This window comes from Lactobacillus sp. PV012 (genome assembly GCF_014522325.1).
Taxonomy (GTDB): Bacteria; Bacillota; Bacilli; order Lactobacillales; family Lactobacillaceae; genus Lactobacillus.
The window spans coordinates 758,625-779,581 of the sequence record NZ_CP041983.1; the positions used below are offsets into that span (position 1 = coordinate 758,625).

Annotated in this window: 20 protein-coding genes; 12 read left to right on the forward strand and 8 right to left on the reverse strand. The window is 32.9% G+C overall.

Annotated elements, in window-relative coordinates; all coding sequences use genetic code 11:
* The first annotated feature begins 61 nt into the window (after nucleotides 1-61).
* From FP433_RS03800 to FP433_RS03815, 4 genes are all read left to right on the forward strand, one after another.
* Entirely contained in the window at nucleotides 62-889 is an 828-nt protein-coding gene (locus FP433_RS03800) for an Rpn family recombination-promoting nuclease/putative transposase (RefSeq protein WP_265487226.1), read from the forward strand.
* 324 nt (nucleotides 890-1,213) lie between these two features.
* Complete coding sequence (locus FP433_RS03805; protein ID WP_265487228.1) at nucleotides 1,214-1,792, forward strand: TetR/AcrR family transcriptional regulator; 579 nt, start codon at nucleotides 1,214-1,216, stop codon at nucleotides 1,790-1,792.
* An 80-nt stretch (nucleotides 1,793-1,872) separates the two neighbouring features.
* Nucleotides 1,873-2,721, forward strand: coding sequence for an N-acyl homoserine lactonase family protein (locus tag FP433_RS03810; protein ID WP_265487229.1), 849 nt, complete (start codon nucleotides 1,873-1,875; stop codon nucleotides 2,719-2,721).
* A gap of 134 nt (nucleotides 2,722-2,855) precedes the next feature.
* Nucleotides 2,856-4,865, forward strand: coding sequence for a hypothetical protein (locus FP433_RS03815; RefSeq protein WP_265487230.1), 2,010 nt, complete (start codon nucleotides 2,856-2,858; stop codon nucleotides 4,863-4,865).
* 38 nt (nucleotides 4,866-4,903) lie between these two features.
* Here the strand turns inward: FP433_RS03815 and FP433_RS03820 are convergent, their stop codons facing one another.
* The 5 genes from FP433_RS03820 to FP433_RS03840 all read right to left on the reverse strand — a co-directional run bounded on the left by FP433_RS03820 (nucleotide 4,904) and on the right by FP433_RS03840 (nucleotide 8,063).
* The gene (locus FP433_RS03820; protein ID WP_265484576.1) at nucleotides 4,904-5,332 is read right to left on the reverse strand and encodes an Rrf2 family transcriptional regulator; all 429 of its coding nucleotides are present in this window, start codon (nucleotides 5,330-5,332) and stop codon (nucleotides 4,904-4,906) included.
* A 24-nt stretch (nucleotides 5,333-5,356) separates the two neighbouring features.
* On the reverse strand, nucleotides 5,357-6,208 hold the full coding sequence (locus FP433_RS03825) for an NAD(P)H-binding protein (protein ID WP_265486450.1): 852 nt from the start codon (nucleotides 6,206-6,208) through the stop codon (nucleotides 5,357-5,359).
* A gap of 128 nt (nucleotides 6,209-6,336) precedes the next feature.
* Nucleotides 6,337-6,702 carry a DUF2255 family protein gene (locus FP433_RS03830; RefSeq protein WP_265486451.1) on the reverse strand — a complete coding sequence of 122 codons (366 nt, stop codon included), beginning with the start codon at nucleotides 6,700-6,702 and terminating at the stop codon, nucleotides 6,337-6,339.
* A gap of 11 nt (nucleotides 6,703-6,713) precedes the next feature.
* A complete protein-coding gene (locus FP433_RS03835) occupies nucleotides 6,714-7,649 on the reverse strand; it encodes an aldo/keto reductase (protein ID WP_265486452.1) in 936 nt (311 codons plus the stop codon).
* 6 nt (nucleotides 7,650-7,655) lie between these two features.
* Nucleotides 7,656-8,063, reverse strand: coding sequence for a MerR family transcriptional regulator (locus FP433_RS03840; protein ID WP_265486453.1), 408 nt, complete (start codon nucleotides 8,061-8,063; stop codon nucleotides 7,656-7,658).
* Nucleotides 8,064-8,306: 243 nt separating this feature from the next.
* Here FP433_RS03840 and FP433_RS03845 point away from each other — a divergent pair, with 243 nt between their 5' ends.
* Nucleotides 8,307-9,095, forward strand: a complete 789-nt coding sequence (locus tag FP433_RS03845) for an SDR family oxidoreductase (RefSeq protein ID WP_265486454.1) — start codon at nucleotides 8,307-8,309, stop codon at nucleotides 9,093-9,095.
* A gap of 49 nt (nucleotides 9,096-9,144) precedes the next feature.
* On the opposite strand, the gene FP433_RS03850 is transcribed toward FP433_RS03845, so the two are convergent.
* Nucleotides 9,145-10,251: a glycosyltransferase gene (locus tag FP433_RS03850; protein ID WP_265486455.1), complete on the reverse strand. Its 1,107-nt coding sequence runs from the start codon at nucleotides 10,249-10,251 to the stop codon at nucleotides 9,145-9,147.
* A gap of 165 nt (nucleotides 10,252-10,416) precedes the next feature.
* On the opposite strand from FP433_RS03850, the gene FP433_RS03855 reads away from it, so the two are divergent.
* Nucleotides 10,417-11,046, forward strand: coding sequence for a phosphatase PAP2 family protein (locus tag FP433_RS03855; RefSeq protein WP_265484569.1), 630 nt, complete (start codon nucleotides 10,417-10,419; stop codon nucleotides 11,044-11,046).
* A gap of 368 nt (nucleotides 11,047-11,414) precedes the next feature.
* Nucleotides 11,415-13,160, forward strand: a complete 1,746-nt coding sequence (locus tag FP433_RS03860; RefSeq protein ID WP_265486456.1) for a 1-deoxy-D-xylulose-5-phosphate synthase — start codon at nucleotides 11,415-11,417, stop codon at nucleotides 13,158-13,160.
* A 71-nt stretch (nucleotides 13,161-13,231) separates the two neighbouring features.
* On the opposite strand, the gene FP433_RS03865 is transcribed toward FP433_RS03860, so the two are convergent.
* Entirely contained in the window at nucleotides 13,232-14,257 is a 1,026-nt protein-coding gene (locus FP433_RS03865; RefSeq protein WP_265486457.1) for a branched-chain amino acid aminotransferase, read from the reverse strand.
* Between the two features lie 176 nt (nucleotides 14,258-14,433).
* On the opposite strand from FP433_RS03865, the gene FP433_RS03870 reads away from it, so the two are divergent.
* The 5 genes from FP433_RS03870 to FP433_RS03890 all read left to right on the forward strand — a co-directional run bounded on the left by FP433_RS03870 (nucleotide 14,434) and on the right by FP433_RS03890 (nucleotide 19,445).
* Nucleotides 14,434-14,889, forward strand: a complete 456-nt coding sequence (locus FP433_RS03870) for a GNAT family N-acetyltransferase (protein ID WP_265486458.1) — start codon at nucleotides 14,434-14,436, stop codon at nucleotides 14,887-14,889.
* Between the two features lie 720 nt (nucleotides 14,890-15,609).
* Nucleotides 15,610-16,800, forward strand: coding sequence for an RNA-guided endonuclease TnpB family protein (locus FP433_RS03875; RefSeq protein ID WP_265487248.1), 1,191 nt, complete (start codon nucleotides 15,610-15,612; stop codon nucleotides 16,798-16,800).
* A gap of 127 nt (nucleotides 16,801-16,927) precedes the next feature.
* Nucleotides 16,928-17,248, forward strand: coding sequence for a hypothetical protein (locus FP433_RS03880; protein ID WP_265486459.1), 321 nt, complete (start codon nucleotides 16,928-16,930; stop codon nucleotides 17,246-17,248).
* 307 nt (nucleotides 17,249-17,555) lie between these two features.
* On the forward strand, nucleotides 17,556-18,419 hold the full coding sequence (locus FP433_RS03885; RefSeq protein ID WP_265486460.1) for an NAD(P)-dependent oxidoreductase: 864 nt from the start codon (nucleotides 17,556-17,558) through the stop codon (nucleotides 18,417-18,419).
* A gap of 93 nt (nucleotides 18,420-18,512) precedes the next feature.
* Nucleotides 18,513-19,445, forward strand: a complete 933-nt coding sequence (locus tag FP433_RS03890; RefSeq protein ID WP_265486461.1) for a site-specific integrase — start codon at nucleotides 18,513-18,515, stop codon at nucleotides 19,443-19,445.
* Between the two features lie 87 nt (nucleotides 19,446-19,532).
* Here FP433_RS03890 and FP433_RS03895 read toward each other — a convergent pair whose 3' ends face one another.
* Nucleotides 19,533-20,954, reverse strand: a complete 1,422-nt coding sequence (locus FP433_RS03895) for an amino acid permease (RefSeq protein ID WP_265484562.1) — start codon at nucleotides 20,952-20,954, stop codon at nucleotides 19,533-19,535.
* Nucleotides 20,955-20,957 lie beyond the last annotated feature (3 nt).

Here is a 20,957-nt window from a genome sequence, read left to right on the forward strand (position 1 = left end):
TAGATTAAGTAATAATGGTGGCAAAAAACTACCCCATCAAAAATAATCATTAGGAGAAAATATGGAGCAGAAAAAATGGTTTGGCTTTAACCAGGACTTAGTTTTTGGAGAAGTCATGAAAAACAAGGAATTTTGTAAATATGTAATTCAAGCCGCAATCCCTAAATTACAGGATTTTGAAATTATTAGTATTGAATCTCAAAAAGAATTCAAAGGTACTGATGCCAAAGAAAAAGGGATTAGACTTGATATTTTAGTCAAAAATAATGATGGCGATCTCTTTGATATTGAGATGCAAAATGCTAATGAGTATAACTTAGGCAAACGGATGCGATATTACCAATCTCGAATGGATACTTTTGCATTAGATTCTGGTAGTACGTATAATGAGCTTAAGAAAACTTACATTATATTTCTATGTATGTTTGATTACTTTAATCAAGGAAAAGCAATTTATACTTTTCATGAATATGAAGATTCAAATAAAGGATTACAGCTAGATACTGCTTCAACAAAGATAATTGTTAATGGGGTAGCTACTTATGTTGAAAATAATTCCAAGCTATTAAGTATTATCAAACTGATGCAAGGGAAAAGTGACTTTTCAAATAAGTATATCAACTATGCTTTAGATAAAATCGCTCAAATTAATAATGATCCGAAGAAAAGGAGAATAATTATGGAATATGAAACTAGATTACTAGAACGAGAACAATATGGCGAACAAAAGGGAATTAAGCAAGGGGAGGATAATATTGTAACCCTATCTAAAAAAATTAAAGTTTTAAAATCAGAAGGCCTTACAGATGAAGAAATTTATCATCGTTATAAAGGTAATAACTCTCTTTCTTCTGAGAAGTTAAAAGAACTAATTACTTTAATTAATTAATGTTAGTTAATTTATTATTAAAAAGAAACAAAGAACAAAAGACGCTCCCAAACTTAGTTTTAGAAAGTTTATACTTTAATTCAAGTACTATTACTATTTCAAAATGGTATTAAGGATTATTTGCAGACCAGCCACTGCTAGATAAAAGAATTGAAGGTCTACAAAAGAGCGCAGAAAGTTAAATTTAAATCTGAAGCTTCAAAAGGAAGTCTCAGAGTTTTTATTTATGGGGGTATAATTTTATTATAAAAATAACCTTTTAATTAAATAAGTGAGTACCATAGAGCACAACACCATATGATACAGTGCAGCATGAGATAAAATATGAAAAATTATAGTTATAGTTTGGATTTAAATCTACCTCCAACTTCTACAAAAGCCCAACAAGAACTACATCATGTAGTAGTTAAATTTTTGACACGGAATAAAAAGGATAAATTAACAGTATCTAGATTATGTAAAACTGCAAAAATATCTAGAAGTACTTTTTATCTCTATTACTCTTCAGTAGAAGAATTATTAGAAGAAGTCAGAAATAGTTGGTTGCAAAAGTTAATTGATTTAGACAAAGAATTAACAAATTCTCAACGCAAAAGGGGAGAAGATTTTGAATACTTTTCAAAAATCCTCGATTTTATTGATAGAAATCTGGATTTCATTGAAGCTTTTTTAATCAACAATTATGATCTCCAACTAGCTGAAAAATGGAAAATAGCTTTAAAAAGGCAGTTTTGGATCAGATTAGGAAAAGGAAAAGTCACTCCAAAACAAGATTTTAATTTTGAAATAATTGCTAGTGCAACCTTAAATTCCTATATTTACTATGTAAAAAATCATTCTGTAATTTCGCGTACAGATATCTACCAAGAAATTGCTCAGGTAATGAATTTTTTAGAAAACTAGACACTTAATTGAAAAGTGTCCTGGGCCCTTTATTAATTCCTGTTTATAATGTAGACAACATTAATTAAGGAGTTGATTTTATGAATAACTCTAAATTACACTTACTTCACACGGGCAAAGTTAGAATTGAACCAGAATTAGCTTTTGGAGGCGACCATGCAAGTTTGGCAAAAGCATCTGGATTTTCCTTAAGACGTTCACCCAAAATTTGGCTTCCAGTTTCAGTCTTTTTAATTGAATCTCCTCATGACTTACTTTTACTAGACACAGGATGGAGTAGATCAATGAGTCCAAAGGGTGAATTTGATAAAAAAGCACAAATTAAATCCTTAGGTTCTCGAATTTTATATCATGTTAATCAAGGAGTAGTACCTTATGGGAAAAGTGCTTCTGAGCAGCTAGCTCAAAAAGGAATTTCTCCTAAAGATATTCAAGCTGTAATAATTTCTCACCTTGATTGTGATCATGCTAATGGGTTAGAGCAATTCAAGAATGCTAAGCGAGTACTTGTTTCAAAGCAAGAATACGAATATGGTCTCAACCATAGGATTCGTTTTTATAAAAAGTGGTGGTCAGATCTAGATAATATAGATTTTTACCAATGGAATGATACTGAAGGCCCATTTAAGCAGTCGTATGATGTGTTTGGAGATAAGACAGTAGAGTTAATTAATATTCCAGGTCATACCGCCGGGCAAGTAGCCACTAAGATTACTAGTCCTCAAACTAAACAATTTGTGCTCTACGTTGGGGATGGTGGGTATAGTGAACACTCTTGGGAAAAGATGATCACTTCTGGAATTTCAATGAATAAAGACTGGCAAAAGAAATCTTTGCAATGGATTAAAGAGCAAAGCCAAAAAACTAACTGTAAAGGTGTGTTTGCTTGTCACGATAATCATTTAAAGCCAATGTCAATAGAATTTTAAGAGATAAAAAAATAAAACTCCAGGATTTTAAATAATTTTGGAGTTTTATTTTTTGAAACTATATCATATCGTCTTTTTTAAGATTATACTTAAGACATAGAACTTTATTTATTTTTATAGAGAAAGATAGAATTATGGTTAATAAAAAGAAATTAAAGAAATTATTACATCAAAAAAGTAAAACAAAAATCTCATTTAAGAAAAAAGTTGTCGCGTCCGATGAAGAAGAGATAAGTGATTATGATACTCATATTCCAATTGCTAAAAAGGAAGATATTAAAAAGAACGGTGAAACACATGAGCTTAATAAAATTCGACGGTTAACTGCTAAAAAATACCTAAATAAATTTCGATATAGTGCCTCCGACCATAGTTTAATTAAATACTATTACTATCTAAGAGAATGGTTTGATTGGACAGGAATTATCGCTGATATTTCTATGCCCACAGGAAATGATTCAACGAAATTAGATGGAAAAGTATTAATCGATAAGTTTTGCTACTATGACAAAAACTCAGGTAAAAAAGAATTATTAGATCATCACATTTGGCTAAATGTTAATAATATTCGTTATCTAATGAGTGGATCCAAGCTTACCTTGGGTATTGGGGACGTCATTCAAGCATCTAGTCGCATCATGCAGTATTCAGGTAATAAGGGAACAGTTGAAAAATTTGGCTTAGGTTCCACAATTATTCATGCAGGTGGGGTGACAACTTCTCATACTAATTTTACTAATAAAAATTCTCAAACAATTATTAGTAATTACGATCATGGGGATGATTGGGTATTAAAGCTGGACAATAGTGGTGTTCCAGATACCACGATTGAGAACTACCAGTCTACTAATGATATTCGCTTTTTTGCTAATCGAGAACATGGGCACGTCTTAGCCACCTATCAACCTAGTCGCTACCAACATTACTTTGAGCGCTTGCAAGAAAGTGAGTCGGATTCACTTATTAATCAAAATCCAACTGAACGAGTTTATACAGGAACGATTTATGATTTACGAGTGTATGAAGAAAATGGCGAAGCAATCCCCAAGCTTGTTTTTGAAAAAATAGAAAACTCCATTGGAAGAATAGTTTGTGCCCGACGAATTCTTGAATATAATGAAGAGTTACGTAGACTAGGTACGCTATATAAAGGAGATAAGCTAAGTTTTACATATAGCGGAAATGATTTTGATAATATAAAAATTGAAGACCTACATAAAATTAAGCGCTTAAGTTCTCATTCAAATTATAAGCTTCCACGCAATAAGCAATTACTAGCTGGTTGGATTATGAAAACTTTTTATTATGGACCAACCCAAGATTATGACTTAGTGGGGAAATATTTGCATTGGCAACAAATCAGTAATGGAGAAGATGCAGAAATTGATGAAGAAGATTTTGATAAGATTTATGGACTCACAGTTTCAGAAATTGCTAGAAAACTCCATTTAAGTAGAAGCAAGGTACAAGATTTTTTAGAAACAAAGTACCCTAATAGTGGGGATGTTTTATATTCAATTATTGATCTCCAAGATAACGAACATCGGTATTATAAACCTGAAGTTTTAGAAGAAGTAGAAAATCACCTTAAGTACAAGGGGGTCAAAGCTCAAAGTGCTCTTGAGCGAGTTAAAGCTACTAAAAATAATTATTCTCATCAAGTTAAAGAAAAAATTTCTGCAATTCCGAAAGCTAAACAAAAACCAGAACTTAGTGAAAATGAAATTGAGCAAAAATTTTTGGCTGGAGCTAAGCAACAATCTGCTCCTAAAGATCAACTATCAGAAAAAGAAAAGAGTCAAGATAAACTTACTGCTCCCGTTTCTGTTGGTAGCAAAGAGAAAAGTAGCTTAGAAGACCATAAACCAATTAGTGAAGAAGATAAAGTTGTAAAACAAGATGCAGTTGCTAAAGAAAATAAAGAATTACATGGAGAAGATAATTCAAACTTCACAGTTAAATTAATTTGCGAAACGGGAAGCTATACTAGTACTCAATTTCAAAATTATGGTGAAGCAATTAACTTTTTCCAAAAAGGTCTTGAACTTAATAAGTTGAATCAATTCTTACTTGTAACTGATAAAAACGGCCAGGAAAGTTTAATTTCCATTAAACAAATTTTAGAAATAAAGCCAGCTAAATAATAAAAGCATCCCTATCAACTAAGGGATGCTTTTATTATTTAGCGTTGCGCTTGTTTAGCTAAGATATTTGCGATTATATCAGATAAACTTATCTGCTTCATTTTATTAAAAGCAGCAATTTCTATTTCTTGATAAGATTCGTTTAAAGTATCTTGGATATTACTGCCAACAACACAAGCTGGGTTAGTTTTAGGATCAACGTGAAGCAAATTATGATCCATGTTGATTGCACAATAAATATCGTAAATATTGATATCTTTTGGAGATTTTAAAAGTTTGGCACCAGCTTTGCCCTTTTGGGTAGCAATTATTCCAGCGTTGCGTAAGTCAGACATTAATTGACGTACTAAAGTTGGATTTGATTCGATACTTCTAGCAATTGCCTTGCTAGAAAGATCACCGTCTTTATAGATTTCGAGATAACTGAGTAAGTGAATTGCGTCACTTAGTTTATAAGAATACTTCATAATCTTATTTAACTATTATTTTTATTATTTATCAAGAATAATCTTAATTGCCTCAACGAGTGGGGTAACGGGACGATTTAAGGCTTGAGCCAACTCGTTTGTTTCTTCATTAAGAGATCCATCGTCAATTGGATCTTCAAAAGAAGCAAACATCTTAGCAAGGTTGCTATCTAAGCCCGTACCTTCAAGGAATTTAATGTATTCATCTTTAGAAACTTGTTTAGCTTCAATATCATTTCCAATAGCTTCTTTTAAAGCCTTTCCCAATTCTTCATAGGATCGACTTGGGCCAGCAAATTCATAAATCTCTTTTGCATTTTCACTAGCTAATACTTTTGCGGATGCTTCTGAATAATCATTTTCAAGAGCCCAACCTGCATTATTGTTTGTCCAATAAAGAGGATCTTGACCATTTTTTCCCATTTGTAAAAAACTAGCTTCATTTTCTAAATACCAGTTGTTACGAAGAAAGGCATGAGCAATTCCAGCTTCTTTAATTGCATTTTCAGTTAGACGGTGGTCATTAGCTAACGCACTTTTTGAAGTTTGAGCATGAGGGAAGCTAGTATAAGCTACAAACTTTACGTTAGCTTTCTTTAAAGCATTAACTACATTTTTTTGTGCTTGGGCGCGACTAACTTTTCCACCTGGTTGAGAAGAGATAAATAAGACTTTATCTACTCCTTGGAAAGCATTTTCCATTGAAATAGGTTCATCATAATTACCTTCTCTAACTTCATAGCCGGGGAAAAGTTTTTTAGCTTTTTCTACGTTACGGTTAATGAGGATAACATTTTCTTTACCAATGATTTTACTTAGTTCTTTAACGGCATTTTGACCAAAACGTCCGGTTGCAGCAGTTACAGCATATTTCATAATATTATCTCCTTTATCTTGTTAGTAATAAACTTACATGTATTATAATAGCACATGTATTTTTATTTGCAACAAGTTATTTTTTTAAAAAACTTATCTCTAACTTTTTAGAAATAAGTTTCTATTTTCTAGCTTTGAATTAGCTCTACTGTCGCATTAGCACAAGTAGGGGAGATCATCATATCAATTGGATATTGACCATGATACTTTTCTAGATATGCTTTAGTTACATTTTGTTCCTCATTTTTATCAGTCACAGGGCGGTAATTAATCTTAAAAATTTGCCCATCTACTTTGATTTGACCACCATTTTTAATGCCTGCTTGATACCATTTGCTTTCTTTACCTTTTCCTGCTCGCAAATAAATATGTTTATTAATTGTAACAACCCAAAGAGGAATGTCTTGTAAAGGCGTTTTGTTTTCATCAAAAGGTTGGTTTTGAATGGTAGTACTTTGGTTAATTTTATTAATTATTTCTCTTGTCCAACTCATACTTTCTCCTTTTACTTGTCCATATCCGGTTCCCAACTACCGGTAGTATTAACATTGATTTTTTCAGCAACATCTTCTAATTCTTGAATTTCACTTTTAGTTAACCGAGTAGCAGCAACTTGAGCTGCATCTTCAACTGGGTTAACCTTGGTTACACCAATAATTGGAAAGGTACCTTTAGATAAGGCCCAGGTCATTGCAGTTTGTGCTGCAGATAAATCATAGTTTTTACCAATTTCTTCTAATTTAATTACTAAGTCAGTTAACTCAGGCAATTTATCATTATAAAATTGCGCCCGTACACTACCAGCAGGAAAGGGATTATTTACATTATACTTACCAGTTAGTGCTCCTTGTTCTAAAACCATATATGCAAAAAATTCTAAATTATTTTCTTTGCAGTAGTCTAGAATACCGGCTGTTTCTGAACTACGATCTAATAAACTCAAATGATTTTGGACAGCAGCTAATTTAAAACCTTCTTCTGCTAAAATCTCTTGTACACGTTTAATTTCACTTAGAGTATGATTGGAAACACCGACATGTTTAATTTTTCCTTCTTTTAAAACTGGTAAAAGATCATGGGTCCATTTTTCTACATCTGCATCATTATGAATCCAGTAATAACCAATATAATCAGTTTTTAAACGTTTCAAACTTTCATCTAACATTGTTTGGACTGGATTATCTGTCTTCGGTGCCATTTGCGGGGTGAATTTGGTAGAAATAGTTAATTCACTACGTGGTGTATTTGCTATCAAATTACCTAAAATTTCTTCAGATCTTCCACTACCATAGGCAGTAGCTGTATCAAAAAATGTTAAATTTTTAGAAATTGCTGCTTCATAAACAAGTCTAAAGTGGTTTTCATCATAGCTATTTCCAAAATAACTATTATTATCTCCCCATGCCCAAGTTCCTAAAACAATTTTATTTTTGATCATCATTTTCTCCTAATCATCTAATATTTTATATTCTTCAAAATAGCTTTTATTCTGCTTAATTTCACCAGATTCATACAGTGAAATTTTATGCTTTAAGCGCTCAATTGAACGATTAAGGTCATTCTTTTTATTTTCTAGCTCTATGAGCTGTTCTTTTAGCAATTCCTCACGCGCTTGCAAAGTCTCATCCCCAGCACGTAACATGTCTGCATAGTCAATTAATTTTTCAATTGGAACACTAGAATGACGTAAACACACTATCATTTCAATCCAACCTTGCATCCCTTCACTAAAATAACGATTGCCATTACTTTTACGTGGAACAGTAGGTAATAAGCCAATTCGCTCGTAGTAACGAAGAGTATCAGGCTTTATATCGTATTTTTTGCTTACTTGTGTAATAGTTAAATCAGCCATTTTTCGCCTCCTGCATATAATTTACTACTTGGAGTTAACTCCAAGTCAATAATTTAAATTAATTTTTAAATAAAAGCATCTTTGCTTGTAAAAAGTAAGTTAAATGTGTATATTAATCATTGAGAAAGCTAAAAACTTTATTTACGAGTATTCGTTTTTATTATGCTAGAATAAAAATTAAGTAATTTCTTATTTAGATAGTTATTTTTATAATTAAAGTAATAAGAAAAAAGGAGAGAAAACATGGTTTATTCTGAATTAAAAGACAAAGTTGCTGTAGTTACTGGTGGGTCAAAAGGTATCGGTACAGCCATCAGTGAACGTTTTGGTAAAGAAGGAATGAAGGTAGTTATTAACTATCACTCAGATAAAGAAGGTGCGCAAAAAGCTGCAGATGCTGTTAAGAAAAATGGTGGGGATGCAGTTATTGTGCAAGCTGATATTGGTTCTGAAGAAGGCGCACAAAAATTAATTGATACTGCAGTTGATAATTTTGGTACTTTAGATATTTGGGTTAATAATGCAGGGATGGAAAATCAAGTTCCAACCAAGGACCTTTCTTTAGAAGATTGGAATAAAGTTATTAATGTTAATTTAACTGGTGTATTTTTAGGAACTAAGATGGCACTTCGTTACTTTACTGATAATAAGAAGAAAGGTAATATCATTAACATGTCCAGTGTTCATGAACAAATTCCATGGCCAACATTTGCTCACTATGCAGCAAGTAAGGGTGGGGTAAAACTATTCACTGAAACAGTGGCAATGGAATATGCTAAGCAAAATATTCGTGTTAATGCAATTGGACCAGGTGCCATCAATACCCCAATTAATGCGGAAAAATTTGCTGATCCTGAACAAAAGGCAATTACTACTTCCATGATTCCAATGGGAAGAATTGGAGATCCAGAAGAAGTTGCTGCAGCTGCTGCATGGCTTGCAAGTGATGAATCAAGTTACGTAACTGGAATTACTATGTTTGTAGATGGTGGAATGACCCTCTACCCATCATTCCAAGGTGGACGTGGATAAAGATCCATCTTAAAAAGAACTTAGGAGCTTTGAAGAGCCCTAAGTTCTTTTATTTTGCCAGCGGCATTATCTGCAGGATATTAAGCATCTTTTTAGCAGATTTTTCAATTGATAAGGTGTGTGCATATTGCTGATATTCTTGGCTCATTTTTTGTAGTTGTTTGGGATGATTTTTCCAAAAAAGTATTTTTTTAGCCAGAGCTCTACTATCACCTGCAGGGAAAAGATTGTTTTTAGTCAAGGCATAAGAAGAGGTGGAAGAAAGTGGAGCATCAGCAATTATTGGTACACATCCACTTGCGAAGGCCTCCATACAAGCCATCCCTTCAATTTCAATATCTGCACAATGAACTACTAAATCACTTTTTTGCATAATTTTTTGTAATTGCTGAGGTTTATAGTAAGAAAAAGTAATTTGTTGAGGTAGGTGTTTGGCTAAGTTTCGATAATTTTTTTCTAAAGGTCCTTGGCCAGCAAAAATTACTCTAATATTTTTAGGAAGATATTTTAATGCTCGTAACAAGACTTCCTGTTTTTTCTCATGCGAAAATCTTCCGATGCACAAGATTGTAAAACAGTGGTCTGTTTGCTCTGGGCGCTTAACTAAATAGGTATTACTGATGCCATTAGAGATGACATGCAATTTTTGCTTGAAATTATTTTTTCTAAGGTAGTGGGCTACTTTTTCTGTTGGGCAAAAAATATCTGTCACATGACGGTAAGCAATTTTTTTAGCAAAGTTAAGTAATAAGTGATTAGACCATTTGTAATTTAGAAAAGGGACAGAATATAAAATATTTTCTGGATAAATATGAAACATTGCGGCTAACTTTTTGTGCTTTTTAGCAGCTACTTTGCCTACAACTGCTGAAACAGGGAAAGGTGTCTCTAAAATCACTGCCTCTGCCCAAGATACAGCCTTATTAACCATCTTGCGTTGTGAACGAGCCAATTGAAAACCTTGTTTATCAATGATTTTTTGAAAAAAAGGTAATTTTTGTACTGGAAGAGGATAATCCACCGCTCCATTTGCTTCATTACCTAAAATTCTAACTTCATGACCTAATTTTTCAAATTCTTTTTTAAAGCGCTGGGTAGAAATGGACAAGCCATTTGTTTGACAGCCAAAATCATCAATAACAAGTAAAATCTTCATACTTACTCCTCTTCCAAAAGTATCTTTATACATACTATTTTATCTAAAAAATATAAAAATCAAAAATAACTAATCTGTGGCCTGGCTGAATCAATCTTTTAATGATGTTTGTTAAATGATAAAATTAACTTGTTAATTTTATAAAAGAAAGAAACGAGTAATTTCATGAAAAGATTTAAATATGCTGTATACATCGGCTTACCAATCTTTTTAATTTTTGCTATTTCAATTATTATGCATCTTGCATGGATTAACTCATTTGATAGTTTTTTCCAAGAAATAGTAAGAAGTGCTAGTGGCTTGGATGGTGTAATGAAAAAGATTACATTTTTGGCTAAACCAGTAGTTGATTTGGTATGGATGTTAATTTTATCAGTAATTCTTTGGTTTAGAAATAAGAGAGCGTTGGCTACAAGTATCGTGATTACTTTGGTAAGTGCAGATATTGTAGGTTGGATTGTAAAACATCTTATTCAGAGAAGCCGGCCGGTAGGACACCTAGCAGCTGACGATGGATTTAGCTTCCCAAGTGGACATACTTTAGGAATGGGTGTTTTGGTAATTTGGATAATTATGGTATTGCTTCCCAAAATTATGAAAAATCGCTCCCATCGGCTTTGGATTGATACTATTCTTATTCTTTGGCTAATCATTGTGATGATTTCTAGAGTTTACTTACTTGCTCACTATCCATCAGATGTTTGTGCTTCAGTTTCGTTAGCATTACTATGGGTAGGGGTAGTAGAACTTTGCTTACATGCTCTTGCGAAAAGACTTTGGGATATTAATGTATAAATAATATTAATTTATAATTGGTGTCTGGGAAAAAAATAATCTTTTAGTCTAAATTGTATAAATAGATAAAACAAAAGTGCTGATATATCAACGTTAAAAAAACGAAGATTATCAGCACTTTCTTTAATTTAAGAGTTTTTTCCCAGACTCTTTTTATTAGCAAAAAATCGGCAGTATCAATAATATTTAAGAGTAATATGAATATAATCTATTTGGTTCCATACTCTTGTTTTCTTTTTTTATCATTATCCAATGCCAATCAAGATTAATAATTTGACTTAGAGTAAACTCCAAGTGATAGTATAAAGTTAGTAGAGTTTAGCAAGTGATAGTATAAAGTTAGTAGAGTTTAGAAGGGAATAAATATTATGAATCAACATCCAGATTATCTTTTAAATAATATTAAAGGGCCAAAAGATTTAAGAAAATTAAATATTGAACAATTAAACCAACTAGCTCAAGAAATTAGAACTTTAATTTTAGAAAAAGACTCTGTGGAAGGAGGTCACTTAGGACCTGATTTAGGAATTGTTGAAGCCACAATTGCCTACCACTATGTTTTTGATGCTCCTAAAGATAAAATAGTTTGGGATGTTTCGCACCAAACTTACCCACATAAGATGCTTACTGGACGTGCATTAGCTTGGCTTGATCCAGATCACTATGAAGATGTTACTCCTTATACCAATCCAGATGAGAGTCCATATGACTACTATGCAGTAGGGCATACCTCTACTTCAATCGGTTTAGCTACGGGAATGGCTAAAGCCCGTGATTTAATGGGAGGTCATGAAAATATCACTGCCTTAATTGGGGATGGTTCAATGACTGGTGGATTAGCATTTGAAGGACTTAATAATGCAGCTATTGAGAAACATAATTTGGTCATTGTTTTAAATGATAATCAAATGTCAATTGATGAAAATGTTGGTGGAGTAGTTACCATGCTTGAAAAACTACGTAATTCTGACGGAAAAACTCCAGATAATCCTTTTACAGCAATGGGATTTGATTATCGTTATGTAGCAGATGGTAATAATATTAAGGATATGATTGAAGCATTTAAAGCTGTAAAAGATGTCGATCATCCAATTGTTCTTCACATTAACACTCTAAAAGGTAAAGGTTACCAACCAGCTATTGACGATGAAGTTGGACACCATTGGGTACTTCCATTTGATTTAAAGACCGATAAAACTACAGTACCAGCACCAAAGGGACCTACTGCAAACTCTATTGCTTTAGATGAAGTCATTCGCCACATTAAAAAAGGAGAAAATATTATGGCAATTAACGCAGCTATTCCAGGAGTATTCGGCTTAGGAAAAATTAAAAAGGAATACCCTGAACACTACACTGACGTTGGAATTGCTGAACAAGAATCTGTAGCCTTTGCGGCAGGAGCTGCAAAAGAGGGGGCTGTCCCAGTTTTATTTGAAAATTCTACTTTCTTACAACGTGCCTTTGATCAACTTTCTCATGATGTTGCCGCAAATGACTTACCAGTAGTAATGATGGTTGCAGGTGGGGGAATTTCTAATGCTTCAAAAACACACTTAGGGATTTTCGATCAAGTAATGGTCGGTAATTTACCTAATTGGAATTATTTAGCACCTACTACTTTAAATGAAGAACGTGCAATGCTTGATTGGGCAATTAAGCAACGTAAGCATCCAGTTGCAATTAAAATGCCAACTAAACCAGTGCCAGAAGGTGAAAAAATTGAAGATCCTGACTATAGCACTATTCACTATCAAATTATTCCCGGTAAAAATGATATTGCTGTAATTGCTTTAGGGGACTTTTATGAACGTGGTCAAAAAGTCGCAGCAGAATTAGGAGCAACTTTAGTAAATCCACTTTCAGCAAATATTTTAGATAAAACAGCTCTAGATGATTTGGCTGAAAAGAATCAATTAATCATTACTTTAGAAGATAATTCTTTAGATGGTGGCTTTGGTCAAAAAGTGGCCAGTTATGTTGGTAGTAGAACTAAAGTGCTTAACTTTGGTCAGATTCGTGAATATAGCGATCAAACTCCACTTGAAACTTTATATGAAGATAATCAACTTAATGTGAACCAAATTGTAGCAGCTGCTAAAAAGGAATTATAATAAAAAGCATCCCTTCGAGGGATGCTTTTTATTATAGGATTAAAACCCCTAATAGCGAGGTAACATTCATACTAACTTACGGAAACTACCCAACCAAATTTATCTGGTAAATCACCATTTTGGATACCTACCAAATTATTGTACAATTTTTCTGTAATTGGTCCAGGCTGATTTTTATTACCGAAATTATATTTATGATTGTGATAAGTTAAAGAAGCAACAGGTGAAATTACGGCAGCAGTTCCAACTGCTCCAACTTCAACAAAACGTTCAACATCAGAAAAAGGAATTTTAGTCTCAATTGGATTAAGTCCCATATCTTGTGCAAGAGTTAATAATGAGCGTTTAGTGATGGATGGTAAAATAGAATCAGATTTAGGTGTTTGGAATTGACCTTCAGCAGTAATTCCATAAAAGTTAGCACCACCAAATTCATCAATATATTTATGTTCACGAGGATCCAGATATAAACAATCCGCAAATCCTTCTTTTTTTGCTTTAATACTTGGTAATAAACTGCCAGCGTAGTTTCCAGCCGTTTTTGCTTGACCAGTTCCTGCATGGGCTGCACGATCATAATCAGTTACCTTGTAGGGCATTGGATGTAATCCTTTAACATAAGGGCCAACTGGTGTCGCATAAATTCTAAAAGTATAAGTATCTGAAGGAGATACACCAACTAGTGGCGCACTTCCAATCATAAAGGGGCGAATGTACAAAGTACCATCTGAACCATAAGGTGGAACAAAATCTTGGTTAGCTTTAACCACTTGCTTAACCGCTTCTACAAATCTATCTTCAGGATAAGGTTCCATCATTAAGCGCTTTGCCGAATTAGTAAATCTTTTAGCATTCTGTTCAGGTCTAAATAAGTTAATACCACCATCTTTACGACGATAGGCCTTCAATCCTTCAAAAACCTCTTGACCATAATGAAGTTGTTCAGCAGCTTCGTTAAAAACAATATTAGAATCTTGAGTCAATTCCCCACCTTGCCACTGACCATCTTTAAAGGTATCAGTCCAGCTGTAAGGTAAATCATGATACTTAAAACCTAAATTGTTCCAATCAAAATCTTCTGGCTTTGCTTTTGTCATTTTCTTTTCCCCCTTCAATAGGAATTTTTTAATAAAATAATAATTAAATAAATGAAGTTTGTCAACGATTTATTAATAATTAATAAATAAAAAATTAAAATTTTAAATTAACTTTGATGGCGGTCTAAAAAGAGATAAAATATAGTTCTAAGCTTTAAAAAGAGGGTTAAAAGAAGATGAAAATTAAAAATTTTGAATTCAAAACGATTGAGGAATTGAGTGGAAGAGAAATGTTCTGTATCGAAAGATTACGAATTAATACATTTGTAACTGAACAAAAAATAACTCTTCCGGAGTTAGATAATATAGATTTAAGTGCTATCCATGTTTATCGACTTAATGAAGAGAAGACGAATGCTCTTGCGACTTGCAGAATTTTTCAAGATGAAAAAGGAAAGTGGTTTTTAGGTCGAGTTGCTGTTGATAGAGCTACTCGTGGACAAAAACTTGGAAAGAAAATGTTAGAAGCAGTCCATAAATATCTTAAAGAAGAAAAGGGTGCAAGCCATCTCTCTTGCCACGCTCAACAATATGTGCAAAAGTTTTATGAATCATTAGGTTATAAAACAAAGGGTGAAGTATTCCAAGAAGCTGGTATCGCTCACATTATGATGACCAAAAATTTAGGTTAATTCCATGAATAGACAGTTAGTTAGTTTAGTAACTTGCTTTGGAGTAAGTATTTTGCTTATCCTTTTCTTCAAAACTCATAATCAAACTCTCTGGATCGGGATTTTAGGATTATCTTTCTGGGCAGGTGTGTCACTTTTGCAAGATAAACTTATAAAATCAAAAATTTTGATTTTAGTAATGGCATCTATTTTAGGATTATTAATAGTATATGGGATAAACATATTTTTAACTCATTAAGATACTAAACAAAATTATTCTTACTCTATTAGGTTGTATAATATAAGTAAAATTAAAAATAAAGAATAAAAATTACGAAGCATACTATCTATGGAAAGAAAGTATATACCTACCCTAGACATTTAAGCAATATACCTTCTCGAACAATTATTAGTAAAGCTTACTTTGTAAATCCTGGTTCAACTAAAAAGAAATTGATTATTTCCCCATTTCAAGCAGACGGTTTTGGAATATATCGTAGTGGTAAAAATCTGATTAAACAACAATTATTTTATACAGCAACATATCATAAATGAGAAAAAGCATCCTTGGTGAAAGCAAATTATTCAAGGGGGCTTTTATAGATAACTAACCGGAGAAAACTCCTCATTTTAATGAGGAGTTTTCTCCGGTATTTTTATTGACTTGTTAAGAACATACGTTTTAAAATATAGGACCTTTTGGTAAAATATAATTAGCTCTAATTTAAGGAGGTGAAAAAGCTGCTTAAAGGAATTAAATTAAAACTCTATCCTAATATGGTCCAACAAGAACAATTAGACTTAATGTTTGGTAATGATCGCTTTGTTTGGAACCAAATGTTAGCCATGATGAATAAACGTTATGAAAGCAACAAGCAGTTACCTTTTTTAGGAAAGTTCAAACTTAATTACTTGCTAAAACCCTTGAAAGTAGAATATCCCTTCTTAAAACAGAGCGATTCTTCTAGTTTGCAAGTTATAAATGAATTTCTAACGCAAGCCTGGAAGAACTTCTTTAATGATAAGACAGGCAAGATTGGTAAACCAAAGTTTCATTCTCGTAAGTACTTGCGGCAATCATATACGGGAAAATCCACAATTAAAGTAGCTGCTAAAAGATACTTAAAGCTTCCTAAGTTAGGATATATAAAAGCTAGTAAAACTAACCTTTTAAAGAATTGTAAAATCAAGCGTTACACCCTTAGTCTAGAACCTAATGGAAAATATTACATTGCTTTGCAAGTTCAAGTACCAGAGCTGAAGCAGTTCCCAAAAACAAATCAAGCTGTTGGCATTGATGTTAGTTTAGCTAACTTAGCGATCCTATCTGATGGAACAAAATACCATTCATTTAATGGTAGCTATTTTGAAAAGAAAGCAAAAAGTTGGCAGAGAAAGTATTCAAAACGTAAATATCAAGCTCAAGTTTTAGTAGCTCAAGATAAGAATCGCCAGGTGTTAATTCCAAGAAGTTTAGAAAGTTTCAAAAACTGGCAAAAAGCTCAGAAACAAAAAGCAGTCTATCAAGCAAAAATAGCCAACCAGCGCAAGGACTACCTACACAAGTTGACTACAAAAATTGTCAAGCAATATGATGTGATTGTAATTGAGGATTTGAAAACCAAGAATCTTCAAAAGAATCATAAACTAGCTAAGTCGATTTCAAATGCTTCATGGCGTATATTTAGAACAATGCTTGAATATAAATGTCGCTGGTATGGAAAAGAGTTGATCACTGTTGATCCAAGAAATACATCAAGAATTTGCTATACTTGCAAGTTTAACAGTGGTGAGAAAGGCTTAGAAGTGCGTGAATGGACTTGTCCAAACTGTCATGTTCATCACGATCGAGATATTAATGCGGCAGTTAATATCTTAAATAAAGGTAAATCAAAGCTAAATGGTCAGGGACTGGCCGTGGTAAATAGCTAAGTTCTGTGAGTTAGGTATAATTTTTAACTTTGTAACATCCTAAACACTACTTAGTGTTCCCAGAAACTCGGGATTTTAATCCTGATGTAGTTCATACGAGGTCATAAAAGATTATAAAAAGCTAGCAGTGGTTAATACCCCAATTAAATTTAAAGTTTTTGCTGTTACTGGCTATGATGAAAAATTTGAAAAGCCTTTAACTACTGCAGTTGAAACTGGAATGGAAAAAGCAGACATTAAAACTACTGTCTATAAAATAGATGAAGAATTAAGTAATCACTATAAAGAAATTAATAGTGATGATAAGAGTAGTGAAAAGTCATCTAAAGATAGTAAAGCATTGTTACAATCAGATAATATGCAAGATTATCTGGCTTCCAGCCTTGAAAAATCATTTCATAAAGATATTCCTGTAAAAAAAAGAAAAAACTTTATGTTATCGAACTAGATAGAGGAAAAGCTAATAATAGCCTAGAATTTGCAGTAAATGAAGCCAAATCTGGTGATACTGATGATTGGGAGACCTTTGTAAAATTCTTTACAGAATATTCAGATACATTGAATGAAGCAGGAATGAAATCAAAAATCGTTGTTAATGATCCTAAGAGCTCCAAAAAAGCAATCTTAACTGTGGAAAAGGGAAAAGTAGTTGAGGATCTTGTTAACAGTAGTGATATTTAACTAAATTATGAGCAGGAATAACTTCCTGCTTTTTATATGCTAAAATAAATTACGAATAGTAAAGGAGTTTTTCAATGAAAGTTGGTTTTATTGGTACCGGAGTAATGGGTACTGGAATTATTAATAATTTGCTTAAAGCAGGGAACGAAGTAACTGTTTATAATCGCACCAAGGCTCATGCACAAGAAGTGCTTGATAATGGCGCAAAGTGGGCGGATAATCCTGCAGATGCTACTAAAAATAATGATGTAGTTATGTCAATGGTGGGATTCCCACAAGATGTTGAGCAGATTTACTACGGTCAAAATGGAATTTTAGCTGCAGCAACTTCTAAGCAAGTTTTGGTAGAAATGACTACTAGTAAACCTTCTTTAGCACAAAAACTAGATAGGGATGCTCGAGAAAAAGGCTTACATATCATTGATGCACCAGTTTCAGGAGGAGATATTGGTGCTAAAAATGGTACCTTAACGATGATGGTTGGTGGAGATAAAGTAGATCTAGAAAAAATCACACCACTTTTGAAGCAATTTAGTAGTCAAATTCATTACTTTGGCTCTGCTGGTAGTGGCCAACATGCAAAAATGGCAAATCAAATCATGATTGCAGGTACTATGACTGGAATGAGTGAAATGCTTGCTTATGCTAAAGTAGCTAATTTAAACCTCCAAGAAGTAATTAAGACTGTTTCAGGAGGAGCGGGAGAAAATTGGAGTTTGAGTAATTATGGGCCCCGGATTTTAAGAAATGATTATACTCCTGGATTTTTTGCTAAACATTTTTTGAAAGACTTGCGGATTGCTCTGGAAGAAGCAGAAAAGATGAAGTTGAATTTGCCTGCTACTAGGGATGCCAAACGCCTTTATGAGGTTTTGGTAGATGAAAAGGGGCTTGGTAATGACGGAACGCAAGCCTTAATCGAGCTATGGTGGAAATAAGAATTTGATAATAGAGAGACTAAAATAATTGCAAATCTAAAACCTCTTTGAAAAATAGTTAATGTGACTAATTTATTCAAGGAGGTTTTTTATATGTCACGAAAAAAGTACAGTACAAAGTTGTTTTACAAGTATTATTTGGACTGGATTCATCTCTATAAAGAGAATGCAATTCGTCCAGTTACCCTGGATAAGTATTACCTTGTTCAACGCACTTTAAAGGAAATTGCTCCAGAGCTACATATGAATGAACTAGATCGTAAAAGCTATCAAAATTTGCTTAATATCTATGCACAAACTCATGAAAAAACAACTACGCTTGATTTCCACCATCATTTAAAAGCTAGTCTATTTGATGCAGTAGATGACGGCATAATTAAAATGGATCCTACCAGAAGAGCAATTATTAAGGGAACTGTAACGAAGAAGAAAAGACCAAAGTTTCTTAATCTTTTCGAACTTCAAATTTTATTAAGATCACTAAACTTAGGATCAGAATTAAATTGGGACTGGTTTATTCTCTTAGTTGCAAAGACTGGTCTGAGATTTGCCGAAGCTTTAGCCTTAACGCCAGAAGATTTTGATTATGAAAAACAAAGTATTAAAATCAACAAATCTTGGAATTATAAAGAAAACGTTGGTCATTTTCAACCAACTAAAAATCCATCATCTAATCGAATAGTTATGGTTGATTGGCAGATAATGCAACAATTTAAGCAATTAACAGAAAACAAGATGCCAAAGAAGCCAATCTTTTTTGAAGAAAATCAGAGAGTATATAATTCAACTTTAAATCAGCGTTTAGCATCTTATTGTAAAAAAGCTGGCATTCCCCCAATTTCAATTCATGGATTAAGACATACACATGCATCATTATTACTTTATGAAGGTGTGTCAGTAGCAAGCGTTGCTAAACGGTTAGGCCATTCAAATACAACTACTACTCAAGAAACCTATATTCATATTATTCAAGAATTAGAAAATAAAGATAATGATAAAATTTTGTACCACTTAAGAAAACTATGATTATTTCTATTCTGTAGATAATATATCCTCTTAATTATGCAAAAACTCGTAAGTTCTCAACTAAACTTACGAGTTTTATAGGATTTTCTAATTTTTCTTTTCTTGCTGGGCCATTAGTTCATTAACTTCCTGTGTCCATGAATCTTTGTGAAAATGTACAATAACAAATGGTAAAACAGTAAGGATAATACTAATGACTGCTACAATAATAAAGTTTAACCAAGTTCCTACAGCAAAAGTAGCAACTAGAGCAACAATTATTGTAGCAATTAATAATAGACCGATAAACCAAGTCATACCTAAATTTCCAACTTTGAAAGGACGTTTTAAATTTGGCTCTTTAATTTTTAACCTAATAAATCCAACTGCCATGAAGATGTAAACAATGCAATAGAGAACAGTAGTTGCATTTACTAAATCAAGAAATGCTGTATTAATCGCAGGAATTAATAGATACACTAACGCAAAAAGGGAGATAATAGTTGCTTGTGTAAATAGAATAGTGTGCGAATCACCGAATTTATCAGTCTTCCAAAATTTAAATTTGGGTGGATAAAGACCTTGTTGGGCGCTAGAAACAATCGTCTTACCTGGTCCTGAAGCCCATGCAGATAGTTGAACACTTACTCCAATGAAAACCATAATACTAAAAACATTAGCAATCCAAGAAGGGAGACCCAAAATTTTATCATAGATGATAACAGGTTGGACAATATTATTTAAGTCGATTGCAGATGGAGAAACAACAGCTGCTTCTAAGAAGCCATTAACAGTATTTAAAAGAAACATAAATACTAAAGTTACTAAAACTCCAATTGGATAAAATGAAACTTTTTTAAGTCTAGTAATATAGACTGAAGACATTTCAATTCCAGTAAAAATAAATATTATTGGCGAAAAGAACTGCAGTGATTTCATATCTGTAGGATCTGGCCATAACTTATCTACAGAAAAGTGACCTAAAATAGCTGTAGGATGAATTCCTGTTTTAATGACTGCAATAATTCCTAAAATTGTCATAATCGCAAGTGGGATATAAATACCTAGCCATGATCCAACTTGTCCTGTTATTTTAGCCATATCAAACTTCATATTCAAAAAAGTGATTATCCAATAAACAACTAAAATTACAATTAACGTAAAAATATTGTTAGTTCCCAATTTTGGTTGATTAATTGCAGTAGCTAATAAAGGAGGAAGGGCAGAGGCAACCATTACCATTCCAGGAAACATCTGTACCCAAAGTAACCAAGAAGTTGCAAAGCCAAATTTCTGTCCTAAAGAATTGTTAACCCATAATTCAGGACCACCTTTTTGTGGGAATGCACTCCCAAACTCACCAGCAATTAAACAAATTGGTAAAGCAAAGAGCAAAGTAGCAACAGCCATGTAGAAAAACATTGTCCAGCCACTACCAGCAACATCGGGAATATTACGAATACTTGCTGCTAGAGCTACTGTCATCCCTATGAAAGTAATTAATCCAACTTTTGATGTCTTACTTTTCATAAA

Coding starts and splice junctions, on each gene's coding strand:
- FP433_RS03800 (WP_265487226.1), top strand. CDS start 62: ATGGAGCAGAAAAAATGGTTTGGCTTTAACCAGGACTTAGTTTTTGGA.
- FP433_RS03805 (WP_265487228.1), top strand. CDS start 1,214: ATGAAAAATTATAGTTATAGTTTGGATTTAAATCTACCTCCAACTTCT.
- FP433_RS03810 (WP_265487229.1), top strand. CDS start 1,873: ATGAATAACTCTAAATTACACTTACTTCACACGGGCAAAGTTAGAATT.
- FP433_RS03815 (WP_265487230.1), top strand. CDS start 2,856: ATGGTTAATAAAAAGAAATTAAAGAAATTATTACATCAAAAAAGTAAA.
- FP433_RS03820 (WP_265484576.1), bottom strand. CDS start 5,332: ATGAAGTATTCTTATAAACTAAGTGACGCAATTCACTTACTCAGTTAT.
- FP433_RS03825 (WP_265486450.1), bottom strand. CDS start 6,208: ATGAAATATGCTGTAACTGCTGCAACCGGACGTTTTGGTCAAAATGCC.
- FP433_RS03830 (WP_265486451.1), bottom strand. CDS start 6,702: ATGAGTTGGACAAGAGAAATAATTAATAAAATTAACCAAAGTACTACC.
- FP433_RS03835 (WP_265486452.1), bottom strand. CDS start 7,649: ATGATGATCAAAAATAAAATTGTTTTAGGAACTTGGGCATGGGGAGAT.
- FP433_RS03840 (WP_265486453.1), bottom strand. CDS start 8,063: ATGGCTGATTTAACTATTACACAAGTAAGCAAAAAATACGATATAAAG.
- FP433_RS03845 (WP_265486454.1), top strand. CDS start 8,307: ATGGTTTATTCTGAATTAAAAGACAAAGTTGCTGTAGTTACTGGTGGG.
- FP433_RS03850 (WP_265486455.1), bottom strand. CDS start 10,251: ATGAAGATTTTACTTGTTATTGATGATTTTGGCTGTCAAACAAATGGC.
- FP433_RS03855 (WP_265484569.1), top strand. CDS start 10,417: ATGAAAAGATTTAAATATGCTGTATACATCGGCTTACCAATCTTTTTA.
- FP433_RS03860 (WP_265486456.1), top strand. CDS start 11,415: ATGAATCAACATCCAGATTATCTTTTAAATAATATTAAAGGGCCAAAA.
- FP433_RS03865 (WP_265486457.1), bottom strand. CDS start 14,257: ATGACAAAAGCAAAGCCAGAAGATTTTGATTGGAACAATTTAGGTTTT.
- FP433_RS03870 (WP_265486458.1), top strand. CDS start 14,434: ATGAAAATTAAAAATTTTGAATTCAAAACGATTGAGGAATTGAGTGGA.
- FP433_RS03885 (WP_265486460.1), top strand. CDS start 17,556: ATGAAAGTTGGTTTTATTGGTACCGGAGTAATGGGTACTGGAATTATT.
- FP433_RS03890 (WP_265486461.1), top strand. CDS start 18,513: ATGTCACGAAAAAAGTACAGTACAAAGTTGTTTTACAAGTATTATTTG.
- FP433_RS03895 (WP_265484562.1), bottom strand. CDS start 20,954: ATGAAAAGTAAGACATCAAAAGTTGGATTAATTACTTTCATAGGGATG.